Genomic DNA, 23,213 nt, shown 5'->3' with positions numbered 1-23,213 from the left:
AAGTTGGGCGAACTTAAGGTTTCTTTCGCTGGCCGGCTGTGGTTGACTGATTAATAAATTTCCCTACCACAATTGCGGTCAAAATGACCAGATAGAACTGCCCAACCAAACCCACTAATATTGCCGCTTTCTGTGCAACTGGAGTTGCCGGAACTATCTCTCCATAACCAATGGTCAATAAGGTGATATAGGCATAATACATAATACCATCCGCACGAATATTAAAGTCATTCTCATCTAATAAGGGACCTTGAAAAGAACCAGGTTCCAACAGTTCTATGGATAGAAAGAGAAAGAACGCCAGAAATCCCAATGAAATGTAGCCGCTAATCAATCCGATAATCACGTTTTTACCTACTTTTTCCGCTTTCCAAACCTGTTGGATGATATTCCAAGCAACGATGACATGAAACAGAAAATAAACGGACAACCGCATTAAAATCTGCCCTTCGCCGGACCTAGAGAACATACTGCTGCCAAAGATAAACAGGGATACAAGAAAAAGAGCGACAAAAAGCCAGCTCAATTTTTTCCGCTTTGAAATCAATAGTATGCCTGCAGAAATATTAAGTAGGAATAGAATGGGCAAAAGCACATTTTCGTGAATGTCATAGGGAACAAACAAAGAGCCAAAAAGTATGAACACCTGTGTCGCTAAAAAAAGCTCAAATCGTATATGGTACAAATTTTGGATCATGCTACTGTCAAAGTATATATATTGATTTCTTGCTCCTTCCCTATAAGCTCACAATACCAAACGATTTGGATGATGGTGAATCCCCCAACCAAGTTCTTAAACCGTCCTTTCGATGGTATTATGCGTACATCGTATGAGTTACACTTGAATATCTTCATTGGCCCCAAGGCGTATTGCCTAAAAATACCTAATGCATTTGACCAAAAAGACATTAATGGCCAGCGTACCGTCAAGAATTGTTTAGGTCCTTGTTTCATAGACTAAAAATCAGTCTTCCAGTAAGGCCTCGTTAAAGGTATAATCTTTATAGTTCAGCTTGTAGAGCACACTATAAAGTGCTGGAATGAAAAGTAATGTGATAACAGTTCCAAAAAGTAGGCCGACCATAATACTTACCGCCATACCTTCCCACATTTCACCGCCACTTAAATAAAGTGGAATCAGCCCTAACACGGTAGTGAACGTGGCTAATAAAATCGGGCGAAAGCGTTGGAGGCAAGCGGAAATGACCGCATCGTTCTCTGCACGCCCCAAATCCTTTTGTTCTACTTCCATACGATCGATCAATACAATGGCGTTATTGATTACGATACCGGCCAGTGATATGACTCCAAGAAAGGGCATGAACCCGAATGCTTCTTGAAAAGTCAACAACCCCACGACAACTCCGATTATCCCTAACGGAATGGTTAATACTACCATGGCCATTTTCCTTACGGAGTTGAATTGAATAATCAATAATAACACAATGATGAAGGCTGAAATTGGTAAGTAGCCGATAACAGATCCCATACTTTCCTCGGAACTTTTGGCATCTCCGCCGAATTCGTAAAAATATCCTTGGGGCCACGTTTGTAATTGCTCGTTCAACCATGGCGTAATTTCAGATGTGATTGCAGAGGCATTGGCACCTTCACGAAGTTCACTTTTAACATTGATGGTACGACGTAAATCGAGGCGCTTGATTTTGGAATACTGCCATTGGGGTAGTATAGAAGCGACCTGCAACAAAGGAACACTTCGTCCTGAGGCCTGTGCGTAAATGTTCAAGGTCTCCAAGGCACCAAGAGATTGTTGCTGATTGGTATCACTGCGCATTACTATCGGTATCGATTTATCGTCCTCCCGATATTCCCCTGTTTGAAAACCATCGAGCACGGTCTCCAATGAGGTAGCAATATCTTGACTTGTGATACCGGCAGTCTGCGCTCGATTTTGATCGATTTCTATTAAGAATTTCTTGCTCTTTGGTCCCCAATCATCCTTGACGTTCTTTGTGCCATTGATTTGAGACAAACGCAATTTTATCTTTTCCGCAATTTTGGAAAGTTCATCGGGGCTACTTCCTGAAACCTTTATTTCTATGGGTACCCCACCGCCACCTGCACCAAGGGGACCTACCTTAATATCGGCATTTGGAAAGTTATTGAATGCGAATTTATCCAATTTGGAAATCATTGCATTATTTTCATTAAAGGATGAGGTGTTGACTAAAATATGGGCATAGTTTGAATTGGCCTCATCGGGAGAATACCCCAAATCGTAGGATTCAGGTCCTTCACCAATGTAAGATGACCAATCGACAATACCCATGGTACGTGCTTCATTGGTTTTTAACGAATCGGTCATATATTGTTCGAGACCTTTGACTACTGAGGTGGTACGTTCTATTTTGTTCCCCTGGGGTAGATTGATATCTACGGTAATCATATTGCGATCACTATCAGGAAAGAAGATGAAAGGAATATATCCGAATCCAAAAATGGAAGCAAAAAATGCCGCAAAAATTCCGATAATAACTTTCCATTTGTTCCTTAAAGCTATCAAAATCAAATTCTTGTAATAGCCTTTTAATATTGAGATAGTTCTATCGATAAAGCTCGGTTTCCGTTCTTCCTTTGGCTTTACTCTCAAGAAAAGGTAGCAAAACATGGTAATGACCGTGAGGGCGATAACCCACGAGGACATAAGGGCGATCGTAATCACGACAAAGATGGGACCTACAATATCTCCCATGGTGGTTGGAGATAGATAAAAGGCGAGAAAGGCGGCTGAGGTAGTTAGGGTAGAAATGAGTAACGGCATCCATAGTTCGGAAAAGGCTTCGATAGCTGCCGTTTTTGACTTAGTACCCTGCTCCATTTTTACCATAATCGTTTCGGCAACAACGATTGCGTTATCAACCAGCATCCCCAATGCCATGATGAGGGCGGCTAAGGTGACCTGATTCAGACCAATATTCATCATGCCCATGATCATTAGGGTCATAATGGTCACGATTGGAATCAAACTGGCAATGACAAAACCTGTTCGGAAACCCAAAAAGATGAGCATGACCAACAATACGATTCCAATAGATTGCAATAAATTGCCGATGAAATCCTGTACTTTAACATCAATGTAAGTATCCAAGGAAGAAATCCGGATTAATTCTAGACCTATGGGAAGTCGTTCACGCCATTTCGCGAGTACCTGATTTACCGATTCGCCCAACGCAATGACGTTAGCATTTTCCTTAAGGTTCACATGTAATGAAATGGCATCCATGCCATTCACTCGAACCTTCTGTGTCGGGGGATCGATATACCCTTTCTTGACGGTAGTAATATCACCTAGTTTAACCAATTGCGTACTCTGATTACTACCTACTGAAATAAGCATTTCGCGAATATCATCCACACTATTGAAGTTGCCCGTTGGCTCCAGAATAATGCGTTCGTCCCCAACATTCACCTGTCCTCCTGAATTTAGTATATTGGTCGCTGAAATACTTTGTTGAAGTTTGGAAGCCGATAGCCCATATTCCCTTAACCGGGCATTGTCGAATTCTACGAAAACTCGTTCTTCCTGTTCACCACCGATTTCTACTTTGGCGGCATCGGGTAGTTTTATTAGATCATCTTTAATATCATCAGCGTATTCCTTCATTTCGGCATATGAAAACCCGTCTGATATAAGCCCTACCACAATGCCATAAACATCACCGACACCATCATCGTTGAGATTCGGCTTCACTCCTTGGGGAAGCCCTTGAATACCGTTCAATTTTCTTCTTAGTCGATCCCAAACGGCTTGCATTTTTTCTTTTCGAACCTCATCTTTCAAAGTGACCATAACTATTGACAGCCCTGTTCTGGAAGTACTGGTCACTTCTTTGAGCTCTGGCAATTCTTGAGCAACTTTCTCGATTTTGTCCGATACCAACTGCTCGACGCGCTCGGGACTGGCACCTGGAAAACTGGAAACCACGCTGGCCACCCTAACGGTATATGGAGGCATGCTATCTCGTGACAGGGAAGAGTAGGTTGCGAGCCCCAGCAAGATAATGGTAGCCAATACCATGAATGTTATTCTGTTCTTTTCAATGGAAAATTTCGCTAGGTTCATGTTGTTGGTTGTCGTTATTTAGCATTCAAATTTTATGAAATCTCATGGGAAATGGAATCACTGCAGCCGCACTTCTTGACCGTCGAGCAGTGTCTGTAGTCCTGCTGTGGCGATTTTTTGTCCTACTGACAAACCCGATTTGATTTCAAACCCTTCTGAAGTGAGCACTCCGATAGTTATTTTTTGTTTGCTTACGTTGGTCTGGTTTTCCGCTTCATTAATAACGTAAACAAAACGTCCTTCACTATCTTCGCCAACTGCATGTGCCGGAACAACGAGTTCTTTTTTAGTGGTTTTGTTGTCACCAAAATCAAACGTCACACCAGCGGCCATTCCACTTTTTATCTCTTCTGACGGACTTATGACGGCAACTGTTACGGGATAGGTTGCGGTGTTCGCATCTACCGCTGGGGCTGCTTCGGTAACGGTCGCTTTAAATGTTTTATCGGGGAGAGAGGCAAAGGCAACATTCACTTGCATACCGACCTTCACGGCATTGATGACACTTTCAGGTATACCTAGGGCAATCTCCATATCGGTACCGGCATTGAGCGTTGCGACGGTCTGACCTGAACTTACGTTTTCATCAATTTCTGTATTGATGGCCGCAATGATACCGTCTTCAGGAGCATACAAGTATCCGTAGCGAATTTGGTCTTGCCTGATGGCCACGCCTCGCTTTGCGGATTCATAACTTTCTTGGGCTGTTTTATAGGAATTTTTGGCCGCCTCAAAGTCACTGAGTGCTGAACTTCCTTTTTCATAAAGGGAGCGAACACGGTTTAAACTGAGTTTGGCGGTATTCATTTGCGAAGCCGCACTGTTCAAATCGGTCAATGATTGTTCATAGGCCAGTCGTGCTTGCACATTATCCAATTTGGCCATAAGATCTCCCTTGCTGACCTTTTGCCCCAACTTGATATTGAACTCGGTGATGATTCCATTGTTTCGAAAACTTAGTTTGATGATTTTTTCGGTTTGAGCCGTACCACTGAAAGTGCGTACTTTTTCACCGCCTAAGAAACCTACTACTTGGTACTTAACGGGCCGGACGAACTTTTCGACCTGCTTTTTTTCTTCACCACAAGACCAGGCGATTATCAGTAGTAGGGCCGATAGAATGGTTTTAATATTATGTTTCATTTTAACGTGTATTTAGGTAGTGTTAATTTCTATTGTCAAGGAATTCAAAAAAGCGTTGTCTGAATTCCTCATTTTTTTCTTCTGAGTTGAGCAAAAAGTAATAGCCCATAAATCGTTCTAACTGCAACCCACTGATCAGAAAGTTGTAGTTAGCCGTAGTACTGGCCAGCTGGGCATTTAGATAGTTGTTCTGCGCATCTAACAGTTGAACAATGTTCACGGCTCCATTGGCATAAGAGGCCTGAGTGAGTTCAAGTGCTTCTGCGGCTGTTTCTTCGGAAATCTTGGAAAGCTGAATATTCGAAACTTGATTCACGAGACTGAGTACTGCACTTCTTATGTTAGAAGAGATAGCGAGTTCGGTATTTTCCTGATTGATTTGCAGTTGTTCTCTTTGTATAATGGCCGTTTGTCGATTGATGTTGGTTTGATTTTGATTGATGATCGGAATGGACAAACTCACACCGACATTGTAGTTGTTGTCCAATATGGGGAACTCTTGGGGAGCTATACTTCCGGCGCCGGATCTATTAAACGTATGATTGTACTGCCCCTGCAAGCCCAAGGTAGGCAGCAAGCGACCAAAACTATTCAAGCGTATGTTCCGCTCTGTGGCATTGAGGTTATATCCAAGAGACTTTAATTCAGGAGAATTTCTATAGGCCTCCTCCACCAAAAAATCAATAAATGGCTCCCGCAGTGAAGGGTCGTCCAACCTTTTGGTCAATTCGTCGTAGTTGTACCTTTTAAAAATTCCTTCGTTCAATTGAGTATCCTCTAAATCGACCTCCATGTTGACCGGGTTGTTTAAGACTTGATTAAGGTTGACAAACCCCTGTTCCAATTGGTTAATGGCTTCTACCATGGCTTGTGTGTTTTGAGCCAGTTGACTTCGAAAACGCAACAAGTCGGATTTTCCGGCCGCCCCGGCCTCATAGTTTTGTTGCGCTATTTGAAGGTTCCTTTTTGTCAAATCTAAATTTTGAATCTGAATTTGAGCATTCGCCTTTAAGATCAAGGCGTTGAAAAAAGCGTTTGACACATCAAAAATCAAATCTAACTCCGCGGCATTGAATACCTCTTCTTGGGCTTTCTGTAAATTCTTTTGGATGACAATATTGGCGTTGGCCGCTTCCGAAAATAGAGTTTGCTGTAGTGTAATATTCCCTGCGGTTGAGAACTCTGGATTTTGACCGTTGCTTACTGCGGCCAAATCAGGGTCGATGTAAGTGCCTGTCGTCGAGGCCGTCAATGAGGGTAGATAGTTGCTTTTTGCTGTTTTAACATCTTGTGAACTGAGTGCAACGTCCTTTTCGCTTGCCTTGAAATTAAGGTTTTTCTGTAACGCTTGGTCAATAGCCGTCAATAAGGTATACTCCCTTTCCGAGATGGCATTTTTAAAATCTCCGACAAAATCGGTTTGTGCGATTAGACTGTACTTGATTGGAACCCCGACAACCTCCGCAGTATTGTAGTTGATCGTAAGTCTTGGTGTATAGTCAATGTAGACCGGTAGTTCGGCAAGTGGGGTACCATTGATATAAGCTTCAATAGTGAGCGCAATTCGCCGAAAAAATTGATCTAGATTCTCATCGGATTGATTGGTGGCCATGATACCTTCCCGTACGTGATCTGGACCGTTGACGGTGAAGGAGGGAAGTCTAGCCTTGATAAAAGACTGAGCCAATTGCTCGACTTGCGCTTCCTTCAAAAAAAAACCTCCTGCCATGTACAAGGCATCTAGCCCCTCTAGATTTGAAGTAATATCACTGACCGTCGTAAATGGTATCAATTTGTACTCCGCGTCCAATGCCGTCACTTCTTTTTCAAAGGTCTCATTCAGTGGAAGGATTTGATCAAGCCCAGCTTCAATGGCTATGCCTATTTTTTTGAAATTGGTAAGTTCCTTGAATTTTTTGAGGTCGTCATTGTACGATTCCGATTCTATCAGATATGTAAAATTCTCCGTGTCACTCGTGTTTTTATCAAAGTCAATGTCGCTTAAGTCGCGGTTGACCGCGCCAAAAAGAATTGTGGGTTTGGCATGTGATTTTTGTTTTCCGATAATCTGATTATTAGTAGGACCAAAAGCCAAAATGATGTCTGTTTCATTGGCAAGTAGCTGTTCATAATGCATTTGGGCCAGCTGCTCGTTATAGCCATTGACTAAAATATTCTCGTCAGAAAAATCGAGGATGGCGTCTTCTCCAACCACACTACGTACTTCAATTTTAAGCTTATCCAAGAGCCCTTTGGTCTCGTCATTTTGAAAATCGACGAGTATTCCGATAGTGTAGGTCTGTTTCGACTGCGAAAAAGAAAGGAAAGTGGCGGTGAAAAAAAGAAGGATAACAAATTTTTTCATTTCGAGAGTTTAGCACTTAAATATAAGGTATTTACTGAAGCCATTTGAATAGGGGTCTAGTTTACAGCCATAGACGCTTGACAATGTGATAATGGTAACCAATGTTAAAAAGTCACTTGGTTTTTTACGATTTAAAATAAATTCTGCATCTTTGCAACATCATGAAGTTATAAGAATTATGTTTTCAATAGATGTCATAGGGAATCTCACCCAGAAGTAATCGGTATACCGACTGCTTTTTTGACGCTATTATTTCTCCTCTTTTTTTCACATAATTCTACTTCATAATGACACCATCAAGTACACTTACAATAAAAAAACTATTCCAATACTTTATTCAGGCCGTAACCGGTAAAGAAAACGAATTCACCTCAGGCAGTATTCGCAAGGCCATTTTTATGCTTTCGATTCCCATGATCTTGGAAATGATGATGGAATCTATTTTTGCGATTGTCGATATCGCCTATGTCTCACAAGTCAGTGTCAATGCCGTAGCTACAATTGGCCTGACCGAATCGGTGATCACCTTGGTATATGCTGTAGCCATAGGTCTTAGTATGGCCGCTACAGCCGTAGTTGCCAGAAGAATTGGCGAAAAGGATGTTCAGGGGGCTAAAGAAGCGGCAGTTCAGGCAATAGCCTTGGGTGTTGTAGTAGCGCTGATAGTAGGGGTGGTGGGCTTTATGTTCGCCAAGGAGATTTTGGCCCTAATGGGGGCAGAACCCGATTTAATCGCCGAGGGATACGGATATACACAGCTGTTGATCGGAGGCAATATTACCATCCTTTTGCTCTTTTTGATCAATGCCATATTTCGTGGTGCCGGCAATGCTTCCGTTGCCATGTGGACTTTGGTCTTATCGAACGGATTGAATATTATTTTAGACCCTATTTTCATCTTCGGCTGGGGCCCTATTCCTGAATACGGGGTAATGGGTGCAGCAATCGCAACCAATATCGGCAGAGGGACCGCGGTGCTTTTTCAATTGGCTATTTTGTTTTTCGGATGGAGCGCGATCCACATCAAGCTGCAGGATATGGTTATTCGCGTCAAGGTCATGCTGAACCTTATCAAGGTTTCCTTAGGGGGCATCGCACAATTTCTGATCGGTACCTCCAGTTGGGTTTTCTTGATGCGTATGGTGGCCGAATTCGGTAGTGAAGTGCTCGCCGGCTATACCATCGCGATTCGCATAATGCTATTTACGTTAATGCCGTCATGGGGCATGAGTAACGCGGCGGCAACTTTGGTAGGTCAGAATCTAGGAGCCCAAAAACCAGATCGCGCTGAAACATCCGTATGGAAAACAGGAAAATACAATGCGTATTTTATGGGGTTGGTTTCCATTATCTACCTGTTTTTCGCCCACGATCTTGTAGGCTGGTTCAATGATAATCCCGTTGTGATCGAAAATGGTGGACTCTGTCTCCAAATCATCGCTATTGGCTATATTTTCTATGCCTATGGTATGGTAGTGACCCAAGCGTTCAATGGAGCAGGGGATACTGGCACGCCCACCAAGATCAATTTAATGGCTTTTTGGATGTTCCAGTTGCCTTTTGCCTATTTGGCCGCCATAACTTTCGAATTGGGGGCCATGGGCGTCTTTATGGCTATCACGGCCGCCGAAGTTCTCTTGGCCATTGTTTCGATTGTTTGGTTCAAAAAAGGAAATTGGAAAAGAGTACAAGTATAATCGATTTTAGTAACTTTAACGCACATCAAAACCCAAGCGAATGAATCAGAAAAAAAAGGGATTGAATACCATTTGTACGCATGTAGGCGAGGTGGAGGACAAACAGTTCAAAGGGGCTGTTTCGCCTTTGTACATGAGTTCTTCCTATGCATTTGAAGATGTGGATGTCAAGCGATATCCAAGGTATTTCAACACGCCGAACCAAGAGGCATTGAGCAAGAAGGTCGCCGCTTTGGAACATGCCGAGGCAGGCCTGATTTTTGGTAGCGGTATGGCCGCGGTCAGCACGACGCTGATGGCCTTCTTAAAAGCAGGTGACCATGTGGTCTTACAAAACGCACTTTACGGAGGCACCTATAATTTGGTAAACGAGGAGTTCGATAAATACGGAATCGACTATTCCTTCACGGAAGGACTGCTCCCTTCTGATTTCGAAGCGAAAATTAGACCGAATACGAAGGTGGTCTATATTGAAACGCCTTCAAATCCCTTATTGAAAATCACCGATTTGAGGGCCGTTGCGGAAATTGCAAAGGACCACGGGTTAGTATCAATGATCGATAATACCTTCGCTAGTCCGGTAAATCAAAATCCCATTGATTTCGGAATCGATATCGTGATTCATAGCGCTACAAAATATATGGGAGGTCATTCGGATATTTGTGCGGGAGCTGTAGCTTCTACATCGGAGAATATCGAACGTATTTTCCACTTGGCAAAGAATTTTGGTGGCAGTTTAAGCGATCAGACGGTCTGGCTTCTCGAACGAAGTATGAAGACCATGGGGTTACGTGTAAAAGCTCAGAATGAGAACGCTCAGCATATGGCCGAATATCTTGATGGCCATTCGGATATCTCAGCGGTGTATTATCCTGGATTACCGTCGCATCCGGACCACCAATTGGCGAAAACCCAAATGCATGGGTTCGGGGGAATGCTTTCATTCGAATTGAACGAGGAGTTGGATGCTGCTATTTTTCAAAAATCCTTAAAATTGATCAAATCATCGATGAGCCTTGCAGGAGTTGAAAGTACGGTACTTTCGCCTACCCAAACTTCACACGCTTTGATGGAGCCTGAAGAAAGGGAGCGTCAAGGCATTAAAGATGGTCTGATCCGTTTTTCCGTGGGCATCGAAGAGCCTGAGGATTTAATCTCCGATATCGAACAAGCACTGCAAACCGTACGGTCAAAACAAGCCGTTTCGACGCATTAAATTGAAATCAAAACTAGATGAAATTAGATATATTGGCCTTCGGGGCGCACCCTGACGATGTAGAATTAGGAGCGGGTGCGACCCTGGCAAAAGAGATTGCCAATGGCAAGAAAGTAGGCATTGTTGATCTGACCCGAGGGGAGCTTGGTACGAGGGGCACAGCCGAAATCCGTGATAAGGAAGCTGCTGCGGCCGCTGAAATACTCGGCGTTTCGGTACGTGAGAATCTGGAATATGCGGACGGCTTTTTTGTCAACGATAAGGCCCATCAATTAGGAATCATACAAATGATCCGAAAATACAAACCGGAAATCGTGCTGTGCAATGCTGTAGATGATCGTCATATCGATCATGGAAAGGGAAGTGATCTGGTAAGCCATGCCTGTTTTTTAAGTGGACTTGTTAAAATAGATACGAAATTGGATGGTGATGATATCTGGCAAGAACCTTGGCGACCTAAATCGGTGTATCACTACATACAATGGAAAAATCTCAACCCGGACTTTGTAGTCGACGTCAGTAATTTTATCGATAAGAAGACGGAGGCTATTTTAGCCTATTCTTCTCAATTTTTCGATCCGAAAAGCGAAGAACCTGAAACACCGATCAGTAGCAAGAATTTTATAGATAGCGTGAACTATCGGGCGAGGGATTTAGGAAGAATGGTAGGCGTGGAATACGCTGAGGGATTTACGGTTGAGCGCTTTGTTGCGGTAGATTCATTAGATGACTTGATCTAACTAGCCTTCACAAAGGTTTCCTTTGATTTGGGAAGGGTGAACTTAAAACAGGTGCCTTCACCAAGTATACTACTTACCCATATGGAACCCTCGTTGTTCTCGACCATTTCGCGACAGAGCGTGAGGCCAAGGCCGGTTCCTTTTTCATTATTGGTACCATAAGTAGTGACATTCGAATTCTTGGCGAATAGGCGCTTTTGGGTTTCTTCGTCGATTCCTACTCCTGTATCTTGAACGGAAACTTCCCAATGTTCCTCCCTTTCAAATGCACTAACCGTCACAGATCCATTTTTAGGAGTGAATTTTAGGGCATTGCTTATCAGGTTCCTGACCACAATATCGATCTGATCTGGGTCGGACCAAATCAAGGTACCCTCATCGACTTTATTTACCATACGAATCGATTTTCCAAAGGCGATTTCTGAAAGAAGGCTGATATTTACCGAAACGATATTCTCTAAATCGACTACCGAAGGTTTGGTAATGGTTCCGTTCATTTGGGTCTGTCCCCAAGATAGTAAGTTGTTGAGTGTAAAGGAAATATGGTCAATATCGGCTTTTAATTTGGGAATAAAGGATAAGAATTCATCCTGGTCTACCTCTCCTTTTTTGAAAAGACCCAATAGACCTTGGAAGGCTCCGATCGGACCTCTTAAATCGTGCCCTATAATCGAAAAAAGCTTGTCTTTCGTCTCATTGATTTCCAACAGCTCTTGCTCGTTATTTTCAAGCTGAGTCGTTTTTGAAGTCAACTCTTTGTTCAGGTTCTTTTGTATACGTTCACTGCGTTTTACCAAGAACGTGATGATGACCATGACCAGAACCACTCCAAGAACACCGGTAACATACTTTTTTTGCTCGGCCAGTGCCTTTTCACTTTTGTCGATGAGATCTTGTTTTTGTTTTTCATGACTGACACGGGTTTTCAGCATGAGAAGACTCTTTTTACTTTCGTTGCGCGATAAGGTATCGGAAAATTTCTGAAAGAGCTCATGGTATCCTAAGGCCTTGGTATAGTCATTTTTCTTCTTGTACAGTTCGTACAGCGTTTTTGAAGCATCCTTCATACCCTTTTTGACCTTCAGCCTTTTCGACGATTTATAGGCGCCTAATGCATAGGTCTCCGCTATACTGTCTTTTTGTAATCCCAAATTCGTTTCGGACAGCCCCTGAAGTAAATCGATTTTCGCGCGTGCGTCATCTACACTTTTATTGTGTAGCATTTCGCTTTGGTTGTACCAGTACAGGGCCCACTTGTATTTTTCTTGCCTGAGGTAGGTCTTTCCTTTGGTCTCATAGGCATAGGCGAGCCAGTCCATTATTTGGTGCTTCTCAAAAATCGAAATACTGATATTCACATTGAACATCGCATAATCATATTGGTGGTCCTCCGCATAAACTGAAGCCATGTTCGCATGGGTATAGGCTGAGAAAACCTCATCTCCGATTTCCTCGTTGAGCTTCTTCGAAATTTTGAGATAATAGATGGCCTCTTCATAATCTTTTTGGTTGGAGTAGAGGAGGGCGATATTTTCATGGAATACCGATAGCATTTCCTTATCGTCAAGCCTTTTGGCGATTTCGATTCCTTTAAGCATTTCGCGTAGGGCCATTGCATAGTCGCCCTGATACTCATATTCACCGGCCAATCGATTTTCGGCTAAGAGGAGCAGATTATCGTTCCCCAAGTCTTGAGCGGTTTTCAGGGCCTTACCGAAGTAGAGGATTCCCTTTTCATGGATCCCTTGATCCGAATAATAATCACCAATACCTATCTGTGCGGCGATTTCACCCTTGCGATATCCGATGGCTTTACTTAGGGTCAATGCCTCTTTTGACAAAAGCATTAGACTATCCCGCTTATAAAAACGCATGGTTGTCGCCAAATCATTCAGCATATTGATATGTGTGGAATCTTGTAACGCGTTTAGCAAAAGGGGTTTCGTCCGTTTAAGTTCATTCTTCAAACTATCCCTCAAGGTTTCCTGACTATGCAAACCATTAGCGAAAAGAAACAACACAGGTAAAAGGTATGGGAATCCCTTGACCATTAGTTGTCTTGTTATATGTTTGATATCGATATGGGGCATAATGGTAAATATGGCTTGATAAAGGTAACATGACTACCCAAGTCACTATAATTTATGTTGTGAAATGCCTAAAATTGTGTGTTTCAACCTTGAAAGTGTGTAGTTTATCGATAAAAACGGCTTTTTTCTGTATTTTTCTTACACGCTCGAAGACATATGTAGAGAAGCCCTAAACGGTTTATTTCTAGAAAATACTGTATTTTATTTTGAAAGAACACTCAAAAAAAATTACCTTTGCCTTCGCTTACAAATGGTGGTTGTAGCTCAGCTGGTTAGAGCGCTGGTTTGTGGTACCAGAAGTCGCCGGTTCGAACCCGGTCTTCCACCCAAAATTAAAGCCTTATCGCATGCGATAAGGCTTTTTTTGTGCAAGATGTTAGTCAAAATTTTGCGGGAATGGCTTCGCTACTTTTTACCACCCCGGAACAAGCTTTTATTCGCTCGCTTTGTCGACTATGATCCTTGCCTCGCGATTGGCAATTTCCCAAGCGGTATGGAAGACAAGACGTGATCTATTTTCTAAAAGGTCATAGTTGATCTTATCAACGGTATCACTTGGCCTATGGTAGTCGTCATGAGTACCGTTAAAGTAAAAGATAATCGGAATATTGTTCTTGGCGAAGTTGTAGTGGTCACTGCGGTAGTAAAAACGGTTCGGATCATTTTCGTCATTGTAGGTATAATCGAGCTCTATATTCATAAACTTTTGGTTCACTTCCTCCGATAGTTCGTGAAGCTCGGTACTTAATTTATCCGATCCTATTAAATAAATGTAATTTCTATCTCCTTCTCTTTTAGGGTCGATGCGGCCGATCATATCGATATTAAGATTGGCTACAGTCTGTTCTAAGGGTAAAATCGGATCCACATCGGTATAATACTGCGATCCTAAAAGCCCTTTCTCTTCACCCGTAACATGCAAGAAAACAATGGATCGCTTAGGACCATTACCTTCGTCAGCGGCCTTTTTAAAAGCTTCCGCAATTTCTAAAAGGGCTACGGTACCAGATCCATCATCATCCGCGCCATTATTGATTTGTCCATCTGCAGTTACCCCAATATGATCCAAATGCGATGATATGACCACATATTCTTCCGGTTTTTCGCTACCTTTTAAAATGGCCACGACGTTCTCCGAATCAATTGCACCATTTTCAGAAGAAGTGGATACTGCGAATGAACTTTCAACAACGGAAGGGGTATGGTTTGAATCGATATCGGATAATAGTTCTTTGGCGATGTTTGTGTCGATATAGATGGCAAAGCCCGCCTCGTCATCGTCCGATTTTATTGACATCTGACCACTGTTGTTGTTATTCATATATTCAAAGTACCTTTTAAAGCGTTGGTAATTGTCCAAGTCATAATACAGCATCCCCTTCGCACCCTTCGATTGCAATAGCTTGTCTTTCATGGTAATCGATTCATTTGGGTCGCTCCATTTCGAACTTTCACTAGTACCGGATACTGCAAATGTGCCATCGGCGTTTTTCGGCTCACCGGCTTTTACCAAAACTATCTTTCCCTTGACATCCATATCGGAAAAGTCCGAGTACTCACCTTCCTCGACGCCATAACCCGCGTATACGACCTCATCGAATGAACCTTGGGCGGCGGAAAAGGTTAAAAAACCTTCACCGATCGGGTGTGTCTTGCCATTGATCGTTATGGATCCGACAGGAACCTTTTTAATCTCCAAGGGAACTTTTTGAAAATAATCCCCATCGCTTTTGGCAGCGGGAATAGCGATTTTCTCGTATTCCTTTTTGATGTATGCGATCGCCTTTTTTTGTCCAGGACTACCGGTTTCCCTTCCTTCGAATTCATCTGAGGCGTATATGACAAGGTGTTCCTCTAACTCTTCTTCTGTTATCGTAGCGGCATATTCAGTAACATCGCTTTTTGTGGCCTGCTGTTCTGCAGAATCGTTAACTGTCTTTTGGGAAGAGTTACAGGCAGCAACGAGCACGATTAATGTGAAAAGTGTCTTTTTCATTATGGTTTTCTTGAATTAAAGTCGACCAAAAATAATGAAATATAAGAGAATAGAGATTGCTCTAAAGTGAATTTCTAAAAGGAGCTTTTATTTCCTAAGCAAGGTTATAAGGGATACGGTATTTCACATTTTTCCTTACCTTGTGAATTGCGAGAAAGCAGTAACTAACAATAGCACCTATTATGACAATTTTAAAGGCCCCGATATTTTTCATGGCCGTTTTGATTTTAGCCTTATCCTGCAAAGAAAAAATGAAGAATAACACTGAAGAAAAAGAAGCCTTACCAGCACCGTTAAAGAAGACAATTGACCCAGAGAGCTTCATCGGTCTTATTGAAGAAGATTCGGTACGCTTTTACACCTTGAGAAATGCGAATGGTATTGAGGTAACGTTCACCAATTACGGACAGCGGCTACTATCACTTCACACGCCCGACAAAAACGGGGAATTCGAGGACGTGGTTTTGGGCTATGCCACCTTGACCGAGTTCGTCGAAAACCGAAACTATTATGGTGCTATTATAGGAAGGTACGGAAACCGAATTGGAAAAGGCACCTTTAGTATTGATGGTACGGCATATGACCTGGTTAAAAATAATGGTGAAAATCATCTTCATGGAGGCACTAAGGGGTTTGAGAGTGTTGTCTGGAAAGTAGACGATCATTCAAGTAATACGATTACCTTTTCAAGGGTTTCCCCAGACATGGAGGAGGGATACCCTGGCAACTTAAATGTTCAAGTGCAATATATACTAGATGACTCCAACGCATTGAAAATCAATTACAAAGCTACTTCGGATAAGGCCACTGTGGTCAACTTGACCAATCACTCTTTCTTCAATCTAAAGGGAGAAGGGAATGGTGATATCATGGATCATGTGGTTACGATCAACGCGGATACCTATACGCCCGTAGATGACGGTCTGATTCCAACAGGTGCCATTGAAACTGTGGAGAATACTCCTTTTGATTTCAGAAGCCCCAAGACTATAGGCCGTGATATTGATGCTGATTTCGAGCAATTAAAAATCGGAAGGGGGTATGATCACAATTACGTTGTTAATGAAATGCCTCAAAACGGTGAGGGGTTAAAATTGGCAGCTATGGTGCTCGAACCAAATAGCGGACGTACCATGGAAGTATACACCAGTGAGCCCGGAGTACAATTCTATACCGGTAATTTCATGAATGGCTCCGATATCGGAAAGACGGGAAAGCCATACCCCTTTAGAGGTTCGTTTTGTTTTGAAACACAGCATTATCCCGATTCCCCGAATAAACCTGAATTCCCAAGTACACTTCTGAACCCTGGGGAAGTATATGAAACGACTACAGTATATAAGTTCGGAGTGCAGGGCAAGGAATAACTTTCACAGAACGAATAATTCGTCTTGAGTTGCATATTGTGATGGGCTAATGCCTTTAATCGCCTTGAATTTTCTATTGAAATTAGAGATGCTTTGAAAGCCTGACTGCTCCGCTATTTCGGCTATGGAAAAATCCGAGTGCTTTTTAAGCAGTTGTCCGGCGTGTTCTACTCGTAATTCTATGAGAAACTGAAAGAGCGTTTTATTTGTCCGTTGTTTGAAGAACTTGCAAAAGGCGTTAGGCGTCATATGCACAAGAAGGGCTACCGACTCTAGTTTTACTTCATTTTGAAAGTTGTGCAGTACGTAATCGAAAACAACTTGTAAACGTTCGCCTGCTAGCAGTCCGGTTTGTTTGTGGTACTTAAATTGGGTCAAGGGTTTTTTATCGACCTGGCAGCATAATTTCAATAACCTCAAGAATAGAATGATTCGAGACAGTTTTGAGATCTTGGGAAACTGGTGCATCAGTTCAGCTATTTCAGTTTGATTGTCCAAAGGACGAAAACCGTCGGGAATCATTTCGAAAAATGGTCTCACCTCCTTTAAGTCCGAAAGCTCGAAGAAACCCTCGCCCAAGGTTCTCTCGGTAAAGAAAAGAGAGATCATATGTGTATTTTTCCCGAGACGGTCGCTACGAAAAAGATGTGGACAATTGGGCCCAATAGCAAAAAAATCGCCATCACTGAATCGGTGGATGCTATCTCCGATAAGTAATTTACCTTGGCCCTGAACGATGAGGCTCAGCTGTATTTCAGCATGTTGATGTAGGTGATTGTAAAACCCTTTTGACCGGTCTACCTGAACAATCAGATTCTCGTCGCGTGGTTTTAGTATTTGAAAAGGTCTAACTTTCATTACTATGCAAATATTATACTTTTTTTGTTTAGATATACGGATTAAAGGATAAAATAAGCTCAAATATGGATAAAAAGAAAGTAACGTCCTGCTTGTTTTTCGTTCTATTTTTGGACAAACCTTTTAATTAGATAAGATGAAAGTAGATTGGACAGGTGTTATGCCCGCGGTTACCACGAAATTCACTTCAAATGATGAATTGGATATGGACATGTTCGCCCACAATATCAAAGCACAACTAGAAGCCGGCGTGAACGGCATTATTTTGGGAGGTACCCTTGGTGAAGCGAGTACGCTCACCGATGATGAAAAACGGATTCTGATTCAAGAAACGGTAGGAATTGTGGACCAAAAGGTACCGGTGGTGATCAATATTGCGGAACAGACTACCAAAGGAGCTGTTGATGCTGCGCACAAAGCAGAAAAATACGGTGCACACGGGCTGATGATGTTACCTCCAATGCGTTATAAATCAACGGACTATGAGACAGTGCGGTATTTTAAGACAATAGCGAGTAGCACAGACCTGCCTATTATGATTTACAACAACCCGATAGACTATAAAATCGAGGTTACCTTAGATATGTTCGAAGAACTTTTAGCACACGACAATATTGAAGCCGTAAAGGAGTCAACACGTGATATCTCTAATGTCACTCGCATTCGTAACCGATTCGGCAAGCGCCTGAATATTTTATGCGGAGTAGATACCTTGGCCTTAGAGAGTATAGCGGCCGGGGCAGACGGTTGGGTCGCTGGTCTTGTATGTGCCTTTCCGGCGGAAACAGTAGCTATTTGTAATTTGGTGAAGGCAGGGCGTATGAAAGAGGCATTGGAGATCTATCGATGGTTCATGCCGCTTTTGGAGCTCGATATCAGTCCACAACTCGTGCAGAACATCAAATTAGCCGAAATGGCTACGGGTCTGGGTACCGAATATGTTAGGGAGCCGCGATTGCCCCTTCAGGGTAGCGAACGGAAACGCGTACAGCAAATCATTGCAGAAGGATTACAAACAAGACCTGTTTTACCCGAATACAAGTCATTGGAAACATGTTAGAAATACGGCCCACTTGTGAGCACTGTAATAAATCATTGCCTTTTGATTCTAAAGAGGCAATGATTTGTACTTTTGAGTGTACCTTTTGTGCGGATTGTGTAGACTCGATTTTGCAGGGGGTCTGTCCGAACTGTGGGGGCGATTTTTCAAAACGTCCCATTCGCCCCGCGACACTTTTGGCGAAATACCCTGTTGCTACGAAAGTGGTACACCAACCAGTAGATGTAACAGCTCATTTAAAAAGAATACAAAGAACATGATGACAGGAAAAAATCAGATTGGAAATAGACGCTCTGGCGGCGGAACAAAGACCTATAGAACATTTAATCCGTTATTGAATATTGAAAACGAGCACGAGTTTTTTGAGGCGAGTACCGAGGAAATCAACGAGGCGGTGTTTTTAGCTGCCGATGCGTATATCACTTATAATCAAAAATCCGGTAAGGAAAAAGCGACCTTTCTAAATGCTATTGCCGACGAGATTTTAGCCTTGGATGATACCTTGATTCAGATGTATTGTTCCGAATCGGGCTTACCAGAGGGTAGGGCAAAAGGGGAACGAGGCAGAACCATGGGGCAACTGCGTGCATTTGCCGCCTTGGTCGAAGAGGGTTCTTGGGTAGAAGCCACGATTGATACTGCCATTCCCGATAGGGCACCAGTTCCCAAGCCCGATTTACGCAAAATGATGGTTCCCTTAGGACCTGTAGTGGTTTTCGGGGCGAGTAATTTTCCTTTGGCTTTTTCTACCGCCGGAGGTGACACAGCTGCCGCTTTGGCGGCGGGTTGTCCGGTTATCGTTAAGTCGCATCCGATGCATTCGGGTACGGGCGAACTAGTGGCTGCCGCGGTAATTCGCGCTGCTGAAAAAACAGGAATGCCCAACGGGGTATTCTCCAATCTCAATAGTAGTGGGATTGAAGTTGGTGTACAATTGGTGCAACATCCGCAGGTCAAGGCGGTCGGCTTTACGGGAAGTATCATAGGCGGGCGTGCCCTATTTGATTTGGCGGCCCAACGAGAGGAGCCAATTCCCGTTTTTGCCGAGATGGGCAGTATCAATCCGGTTGTACTACTTCCAGAAGCCTTGGGGAATCGTAAAGACCAGTTGGCGAAGACCTATGCCGGATCCATCACTTTGGCCTCAGGGCAGTTTTGTACCAATCCCGGTCTTTTGTTGGGAATTAAAGGAGAGGCATTGACCAATTTCATTCAGGCACTCTCAGCCGAAATCGTTACCATGGAGCCATCATGTATGTTGCATCCGAATATCATTGGGGCTTACGAAAAGAACAAGCAAAATGCCATCGATCAGTCCGGTCTCACGATTGCCGCCGATTATGGTGAAGCGGTTGCGGTGAACCATGCCCGACAAACGGTCGTCACTGTTGAAGGCCAGACTTTTTTAGGGAATTCAAGATTACACCAAGAGGTCTTTGGTCCGTTTTCAATGGTGGTTCAATGTGCCGATGCTGATGAGTTAGAAGAGGTTATTGCCAATCTGGAAGGACAACTGACCGGTACGGTCATTTCCGACCAGAATGAAATCATGAACTACCCCATGGTCATTGCGGCTTTACAAAATAGGGTAGGCCGAATCATTTTTAATGGGGTACCCACTGGGGTAGAGGTGTGCCCGGCGATGCAGCATGGCGGACCCTATCCGGCATCTACCGATAGCCGTTTTACGGCGGTAGGTACACAATCGATCAAACGTTGGGTACGCCCATTTAGTTATCAGGATTGGCCAGATGGATTACTACCGAACGAATTGAAGAATTCAAATCCCCTCGGAATTTTGAGAACGATCAACAACGAGCCGACCAAGGCGGCCATCTAAATTGAGTAGCCAATGAGTTTAGCTCGTGTCCTTTTTTTGGTGGTCATTCTGTTGTGGGTTGGATGTGTAGAAGAGAATACTAACAATCCAAAAAGCGCCTTGGCCGATAGCATCGCTTCCTTCGAGGATTTTGAAAGTTATGATGAAGATGCCCACCCTTTAGGTTTGTATACAGAGGAGCGGTATCGAGAGGAGGCGGACTTCGCATCAAAGCTACTTGAGCAATTGAATGCTATAGCTGTCTCGAAACTCTCTGAAAACGATAGGATTTCACATGAGCTCTTGCGATTTAAATTGCAAGACATCATTGACTTTTACGCTTTTGAGCGGTACCTGAATCCCATTTTATCAGACTCCGGTTTCCATCTGAACTTAAATTACAGTGTACGCACACTGACCAATTACGAGCAGGTGCTAGGGTACTTGGAGAAGCTGAATGCCATTCCTGCGGTTGTCGATCAGCAAATGGGAAATATCAGGGTAGGTCTTGAAAAAGGAGTTTCCCAACCGCGGGTAATTTTCAAGGGATATGAAAGTACGTATGACGACCATATCGTAACCGATTACCGGGACAGTTATTTCTATTCGCCGTTTAAAAAGCTTCCAGAGGGCTTGGGGCAACAGCGGCGTGATTCTATACTTGGCGCAGCAAAAGCAGCTATTGAAACCAAGGTAGTCCCGCAATTCAAGAAGATCAAGCGATTTTTTGAGGAAGAATACCTGCCCAATACCCGCACTTCCTTGGGTATATCGGAAACTCCAAAAGGCGCGGAATACTACCAGAATCGAATAGATTTTTATACCACAAGTACGGACTATACGGCCGATGATATCCATCAAATCGGCCTTAAAGAGGTCGCTAGGATAAAGGCACAGATGGAACGGATCATTTCGGAATTGAATTTCAAAGGTAGCTTTCAGGATTTCTTGACCTTCCTGAGAACCGATGAACGGTTTTATGCCAAGACCCCTAAGCAATTACTGATGATTGCTCGTGATATGGCAAAAAGAGCCGATGAGCAGTTGCCTCGGTTCTTCAAGACCCTTCCTCGAAAACCCTATGGCGTAGCACCGGTGCCTGATGCCATCGCCCCAAAATATACGGGAGGGCGCTATGTAGGTACGGATAAGAATAGTACAGAACCTGGCTATTACTGGGTAAATACCTATGACCTGCCTAGTCGCACCTTGTATACCCTACCATCACTTACGGTTCATGAAGCGGTACCAGGACATCATTTACAAGGAGCTTTGAACAAGGAGTTGGGCGATAGCATCCCTCAATTTCGAAAAGACATGTACCTATCCGCTTATGGCGAAGGATGGGGCTTATACACTGAATTTTTGGCCGAAGAAATGGGCATGTACACCACACCTTACGAACATTTTGGCAAGTTGACTTATGAAATGTGGCGTGCCTGTCGTTTGGTTGTTGATACCGGAATTCATGCCAAAGGATGGACACGACAACAGGTGGTCGATTTCATGTCGTCTAATACGGCCTTGGCCTTACACGAAATCAATACGGAAACAGATCGCTATATCTCCTGGCCCGGTCAGGCGCTTTCATACAAAATGGGGGAATTAAAAATTAGGGAACTTCGAAAAAAAGCGGAAACCGAATTGGGAGATCGATTCGATATTCGTGAGTTCCACGAAGTCATTTTGGGCCATGGTACGGTAACGCTATCCATATTGGAAAACAGAATTACAAACTACATTGAGCGAACACAGCATGGCACGTAGCATATTCACTTGTATTGACGGACATACCTGCGGAAATCCCGTTCGGGTTGTGAAAGAGGGTGGTCCTGAGTTAAAGGGCACATCCATGAGCGAAAAGCGACAGCATTTCATCCAAGCCTATGATTGGATCCGTAAGGGTTTAATGTTCGAACCGAGGGGGCATGATATGATGAGCGGTAGTATCTTTTATCCACCGGCGAACCCTGAAAATGACTTGGGAATCCTTTTTATAGAAACCAGTGGTTGCTTGCCCATGTGCGGTCATGGTACCATCGGGGCTATTACCATAGGTATAGAAGAGGGATTGATACACCCAAAGATTCCTGGTAAAGTTCGCATGGAAACCCCTGCCGGTTTGGTGGAAATAGCATATCAACAAACCGAGGGTAAGGTCGATTGGGTCCGATTGACCAACGTAAAGGCCTATTTGGCGGCGGCGGACTTGACCATTGATTGTGACGAACTAGGTGAACTGGTGTTCGATGTTTCCTATGGGGGTAATTACTATGCCATCATCGACCCTCAACAAAATTTTAGTGGAATCCAAAATTTTACGGCCAGTAAACTGATACAGTATAGCCAAGAAATTCGAGAAAAGATCAACAAAAAATACCCGGATAGGTTTGTGCACCCAGAAGATGACACTATTCGCGATGTAAGCCATATGTTATGGACCGGAGATACGATTTCTCAAGAAGCAACGGCTCGAAATGCAGTTTTTTATGGAGATAAGGCAATTGACCGATCTCCCTGCGGAACGGGTACCTCGGCGCGTATGGCGCAATGGCATGCCAAAGGGAAATTAAAAGTTGGGCAAGCGTTCGTACATGAAAGCTTTATCGGTTCGAAGTTTATCGGTAGAATAGAGGAAGAAACCAGCTTGGGTGAATTACAGGCCATTGTACCAAGTATTCAGGGTTGGGCTAAAATTTATGGACACAATACGATTAGCATTGATGATGATGATCCTTACGCCCATGGGTTTCAGGTTATTTAAGACATTGCGGCCGT

Annotated in this window: 16 protein-coding genes and 1 tRNA gene; 10 read left to right on the top strand and 7 right to left on the bottom strand. The window is 43.3% G+C overall.

The window, feature by feature from the left end:
- Positions 1–13: 13 nt before the first annotated feature.
- The 4 genes from ACKWCA_RS14060 to ACKWCA_RS14045 form a co-directional block, all read right to left on the bottom strand.
- Positions 14–697: an ion channel gene (locus ACKWCA_RS14060; protein ID WP_413978845.1), complete on the bottom strand. Its 684-nt coding sequence runs from the start codon at positions 695–697 to the stop codon at positions 14–16.
- 267 nt (positions 698–964) lie between these two features.
- Positions 965–4,084: an efflux RND transporter permease subunit gene (locus ACKWCA_RS14055; RefSeq protein ID WP_413978844.1), complete on the bottom strand. Its 3,120-nt coding sequence runs from the start codon at positions 4,082–4,084 to the stop codon at positions 965–967.
- Positions 4,085–4,141: 57 nt separating this feature from the next.
- Positions 4,142–5,227 (bottom strand): efflux RND transporter periplasmic adaptor subunit, encoded by a 1,086-nt coding sequence (locus tag ACKWCA_RS14050; RefSeq protein ID WP_413978843.1) that lies wholly within the window; start codon positions 5,225–5,227, stop codon positions 4,142–4,144.
- A gap of 22 nt (positions 5,228–5,249) precedes the next feature.
- Positions 5,250–7,592, bottom strand: a complete 2,343-nt coding sequence (locus ACKWCA_RS14045; RefSeq protein WP_413978842.1) for a TolC family protein — start codon at positions 7,590–7,592, stop codon at positions 5,250–5,252.
- Positions 7,593–7,879: 287 nt separating this feature from the next.
- On the opposite strand from ACKWCA_RS14045, the gene ACKWCA_RS14040 reads away from it, so the two are divergent.
- The 3 genes from ACKWCA_RS14040 to bshB1 are packed head-to-tail and all read left to right on the top strand — an operon-like array spanning position 7,880 to position 11,245.
- On the top strand, positions 7,880–9,289 hold the full coding sequence (locus tag ACKWCA_RS14040) for an MATE family efflux transporter (RefSeq protein ID WP_413978841.1): 1,410 nt from the start codon (positions 7,880–7,882) through the stop codon (positions 9,287–9,289).
- Between the two features lie 40 nt (positions 9,290–9,329).
- On the top strand, positions 9,330–10,505 hold the full coding sequence (locus ACKWCA_RS14035; RefSeq protein WP_413978840.1) for a trans-sulfuration enzyme family protein: 1,176 nt from the start codon (positions 9,330–9,332) through the stop codon (positions 10,503–10,505).
- 17 nt (positions 10,506–10,522) lie between these two features.
- On the top strand, positions 10,523–11,245 hold the full coding sequence (gene bshB1 / locus ACKWCA_RS14030) for a bacillithiol biosynthesis deacetylase BshB1 (RefSeq protein WP_413978839.1): 723 nt from the start codon (positions 10,523–10,525) through the stop codon (positions 11,243–11,245).
- Here bshB1 and ACKWCA_RS14025 read toward each other — a convergent pair.
- Positions 11,242–13,335 carry a tetratricopeptide repeat-containing sensor histidine kinase gene (locus ACKWCA_RS14025; RefSeq protein ID WP_413978838.1) on the bottom strand — a complete coding sequence of 698 codons (2,094 nt, stop codon included), beginning with the start codon at positions 13,333–13,335 and terminating at the stop codon, positions 11,242–11,244. The genes bshB1 and ACKWCA_RS14025 overlap by 4 nt on opposite strands.
- 252 nt (positions 13,336–13,587) lie before the next feature.
- Between ACKWCA_RS14025 and ACKWCA_RS14020 the strand changes: the two genes are divergently transcribed.
- Positions 13,588–13,663: transfer RNA gene (locus ACKWCA_RS14020), tRNA-His, on the top strand.
- A gap of 105 nt (positions 13,664–13,768) precedes the next feature.
- On the opposite strand, the gene ACKWCA_RS14015 is transcribed toward ACKWCA_RS14020, so the two are convergent.
- On the bottom strand, positions 13,769–15,331 hold the full coding sequence (locus ACKWCA_RS14015; protein ID WP_413978837.1) for a M28 family peptidase: 1,563 nt from the start codon (positions 15,329–15,331) through the stop codon (positions 13,769–13,771).
- A gap of 251 nt (positions 15,332–15,582) precedes the next feature.
- Between ACKWCA_RS14015 and ACKWCA_RS14010 the strand changes: the two genes are divergently transcribed.
- On the top strand, positions 15,583–16,698 hold the full coding sequence (locus tag ACKWCA_RS14010) for an aldose epimerase family protein (protein WP_413978836.1): 1,116 nt from the start codon (positions 15,583–15,585) through the stop codon (positions 16,696–16,698).
- A 3-nt stretch (positions 16,699–16,701) separates the two neighbouring features.
- Here the strand turns inward: ACKWCA_RS14010 and ACKWCA_RS14005 are convergent, their stop codons facing one another.
- Positions 16,702–17,556 (bottom strand): AraC family transcriptional regulator, encoded by an 855-nt coding sequence (locus ACKWCA_RS14005; protein WP_413978835.1) that lies wholly within the window; start codon positions 17,554–17,556, stop codon positions 16,702–16,704.
- A 136-nt stretch (positions 17,557–17,692) separates the two neighbouring features.
- Here ACKWCA_RS14005 and ACKWCA_RS14000 point away from each other — a divergent pair, with 136 nt between their 5' ends.
- The 5 genes from ACKWCA_RS14000 to ACKWCA_RS13980 are packed head-to-tail and all read left to right on the top strand — an operon-like array spanning position 17,693 to position 23,199.
- Entirely contained in the window at positions 17,693–18,616 is a 924-nt protein-coding gene (locus ACKWCA_RS14000; RefSeq protein ID WP_413978834.1) for a dihydrodipicolinate synthase family protein, read from the top strand.
- Complete coding sequence (locus ACKWCA_RS13995; RefSeq protein ID WP_413978833.1) at positions 18,610–18,876, top strand: DUF1272 domain-containing protein; 267 nt, start codon at positions 18,610–18,612, stop codon at positions 18,874–18,876. Before ACKWCA_RS14000 ends, ACKWCA_RS13995 begins: the two co-directional genes overlap by 7 nt.
- Positions 18,873–20,456, top strand: coding sequence for an aldehyde dehydrogenase (NADP(+)) (locus tag ACKWCA_RS13990; protein WP_413978832.1), 1,584 nt, complete (start codon positions 18,873–18,875; stop codon positions 20,454–20,456). Before ACKWCA_RS13995 ends, ACKWCA_RS13990 begins: the two co-directional genes overlap by 4 nt.
- A gap of 12 nt (positions 20,457–20,468) precedes the next feature.
- Complete coding sequence (locus ACKWCA_RS13985; protein WP_413978831.1) at positions 20,469–22,202, top strand: DUF885 domain-containing protein; 1,734 nt, start codon at positions 20,469–20,471, stop codon at positions 22,200–22,202.
- A complete protein-coding gene (locus ACKWCA_RS13980) occupies positions 22,192–23,199 on the top strand; it encodes a 4-hydroxyproline epimerase (RefSeq protein WP_413978830.1) in 1,008 nt (335 codons plus the stop codon). The genes ACKWCA_RS13985 and ACKWCA_RS13980 overlap by 11 nt, the downstream gene beginning before the upstream one ends.
- Positions 23,200–23,213: the final 14 nt, after the last annotated feature.

The organism is Maribacter corallii (assembly GCF_047345415.1).
Classification (GTDB): Bacteria; Bacteroidota; Bacteroidia; order Flavobacteriales; family Flavobacteriaceae; genus Maribacter_C.
Note: the sequence above shows the minus strand (reverse complement) of the source record. Positions and strands in the feature narration are given on the sequence as shown.

Bases quoted from the DNA above. Each gene is read 5' to 3' on its own strand.
- ACKWCA_RS14060 (WP_413978845.1), bottom strand. From the start codon at position 697: ATGATCCAAAATTTGTACCATATACGATTTGAGCTTTTTTTAGCGACA.
- ACKWCA_RS14055 (WP_413978844.1), bottom strand. From the start codon at position 4,084: ATGAACCTAGCGAAATTTTCCATTGAAAAGAACAGAATAACATTCATG.
- ACKWCA_RS14050 (WP_413978843.1), bottom strand. From the start codon at position 5,227: ATGAAACATAATATTAAAACCATTCTATCGGCCCTACTACTGATAATC.
- ACKWCA_RS14045 (WP_413978842.1), bottom strand. From the start codon at position 7,592: ATGAAAAAATTTGTTATCCTTCTTTTTTTCACCGCCACTTTCCTTTCT.
- ACKWCA_RS14040 (WP_413978841.1), top strand. From the start codon at position 7,880: ATGACACCATCAAGTACACTTACAATAAAAAAACTATTCCAATACTTT.
- ACKWCA_RS14035 (WP_413978840.1), top strand. From the start codon at position 9,330: ATGAATCAGAAAAAAAAGGGATTGAATACCATTTGTACGCATGTAGGC.
- bshB1 (WP_413978839.1), top strand. From the start codon at position 10,523: ATGAAATTAGATATATTGGCCTTCGGGGCGCACCCTGACGATGTAGAA.
- ACKWCA_RS14025 (WP_413978838.1), bottom strand. From the start codon at position 13,335: ATGCCCCATATCGATATCAAACATATAACAAGACAACTAATGGTCAAG.
- ACKWCA_RS14015 (WP_413978837.1), bottom strand. From the start codon at position 15,331: ATGAAAAAGACACTTTTCACATTAATCGTGCTCGTTGCTGCCTGTAAC.
- ACKWCA_RS14010 (WP_413978836.1), top strand. From the start codon at position 15,583: ATGAAGAATAACACTGAAGAAAAAGAAGCCTTACCAGCACCGTTAAAG.
- ACKWCA_RS14005 (WP_413978835.1), bottom strand. From the start codon at position 17,556: ATGAAAGTTAGACCTTTTCAAATACTAAAACCACGCGACGAGAATCTG.
- ACKWCA_RS14000 (WP_413978834.1), top strand. From the start codon at position 17,693: ATGAAAGTAGATTGGACAGGTGTTATGCCCGCGGTTACCACGAAATTC.
- ACKWCA_RS13995 (WP_413978833.1), top strand. From the start codon at position 18,610: ATGTTAGAAATACGGCCCACTTGTGAGCACTGTAATAAATCATTGCCT.
- ACKWCA_RS13990 (WP_413978832.1), top strand. From the start codon at position 18,873: ATGATGACAGGAAAAAATCAGATTGGAAATAGACGCTCTGGCGGCGGA.
- ACKWCA_RS13985 (WP_413978831.1), top strand. From the start codon at position 20,469: ATGAGTTTAGCTCGTGTCCTTTTTTTGGTGGTCATTCTGTTGTGGGTT.
- ACKWCA_RS13980 (WP_413978830.1), top strand. From the start codon at position 22,192: ATGGCACGTAGCATATTCACTTGTATTGACGGACATACCTGCGGAAAT.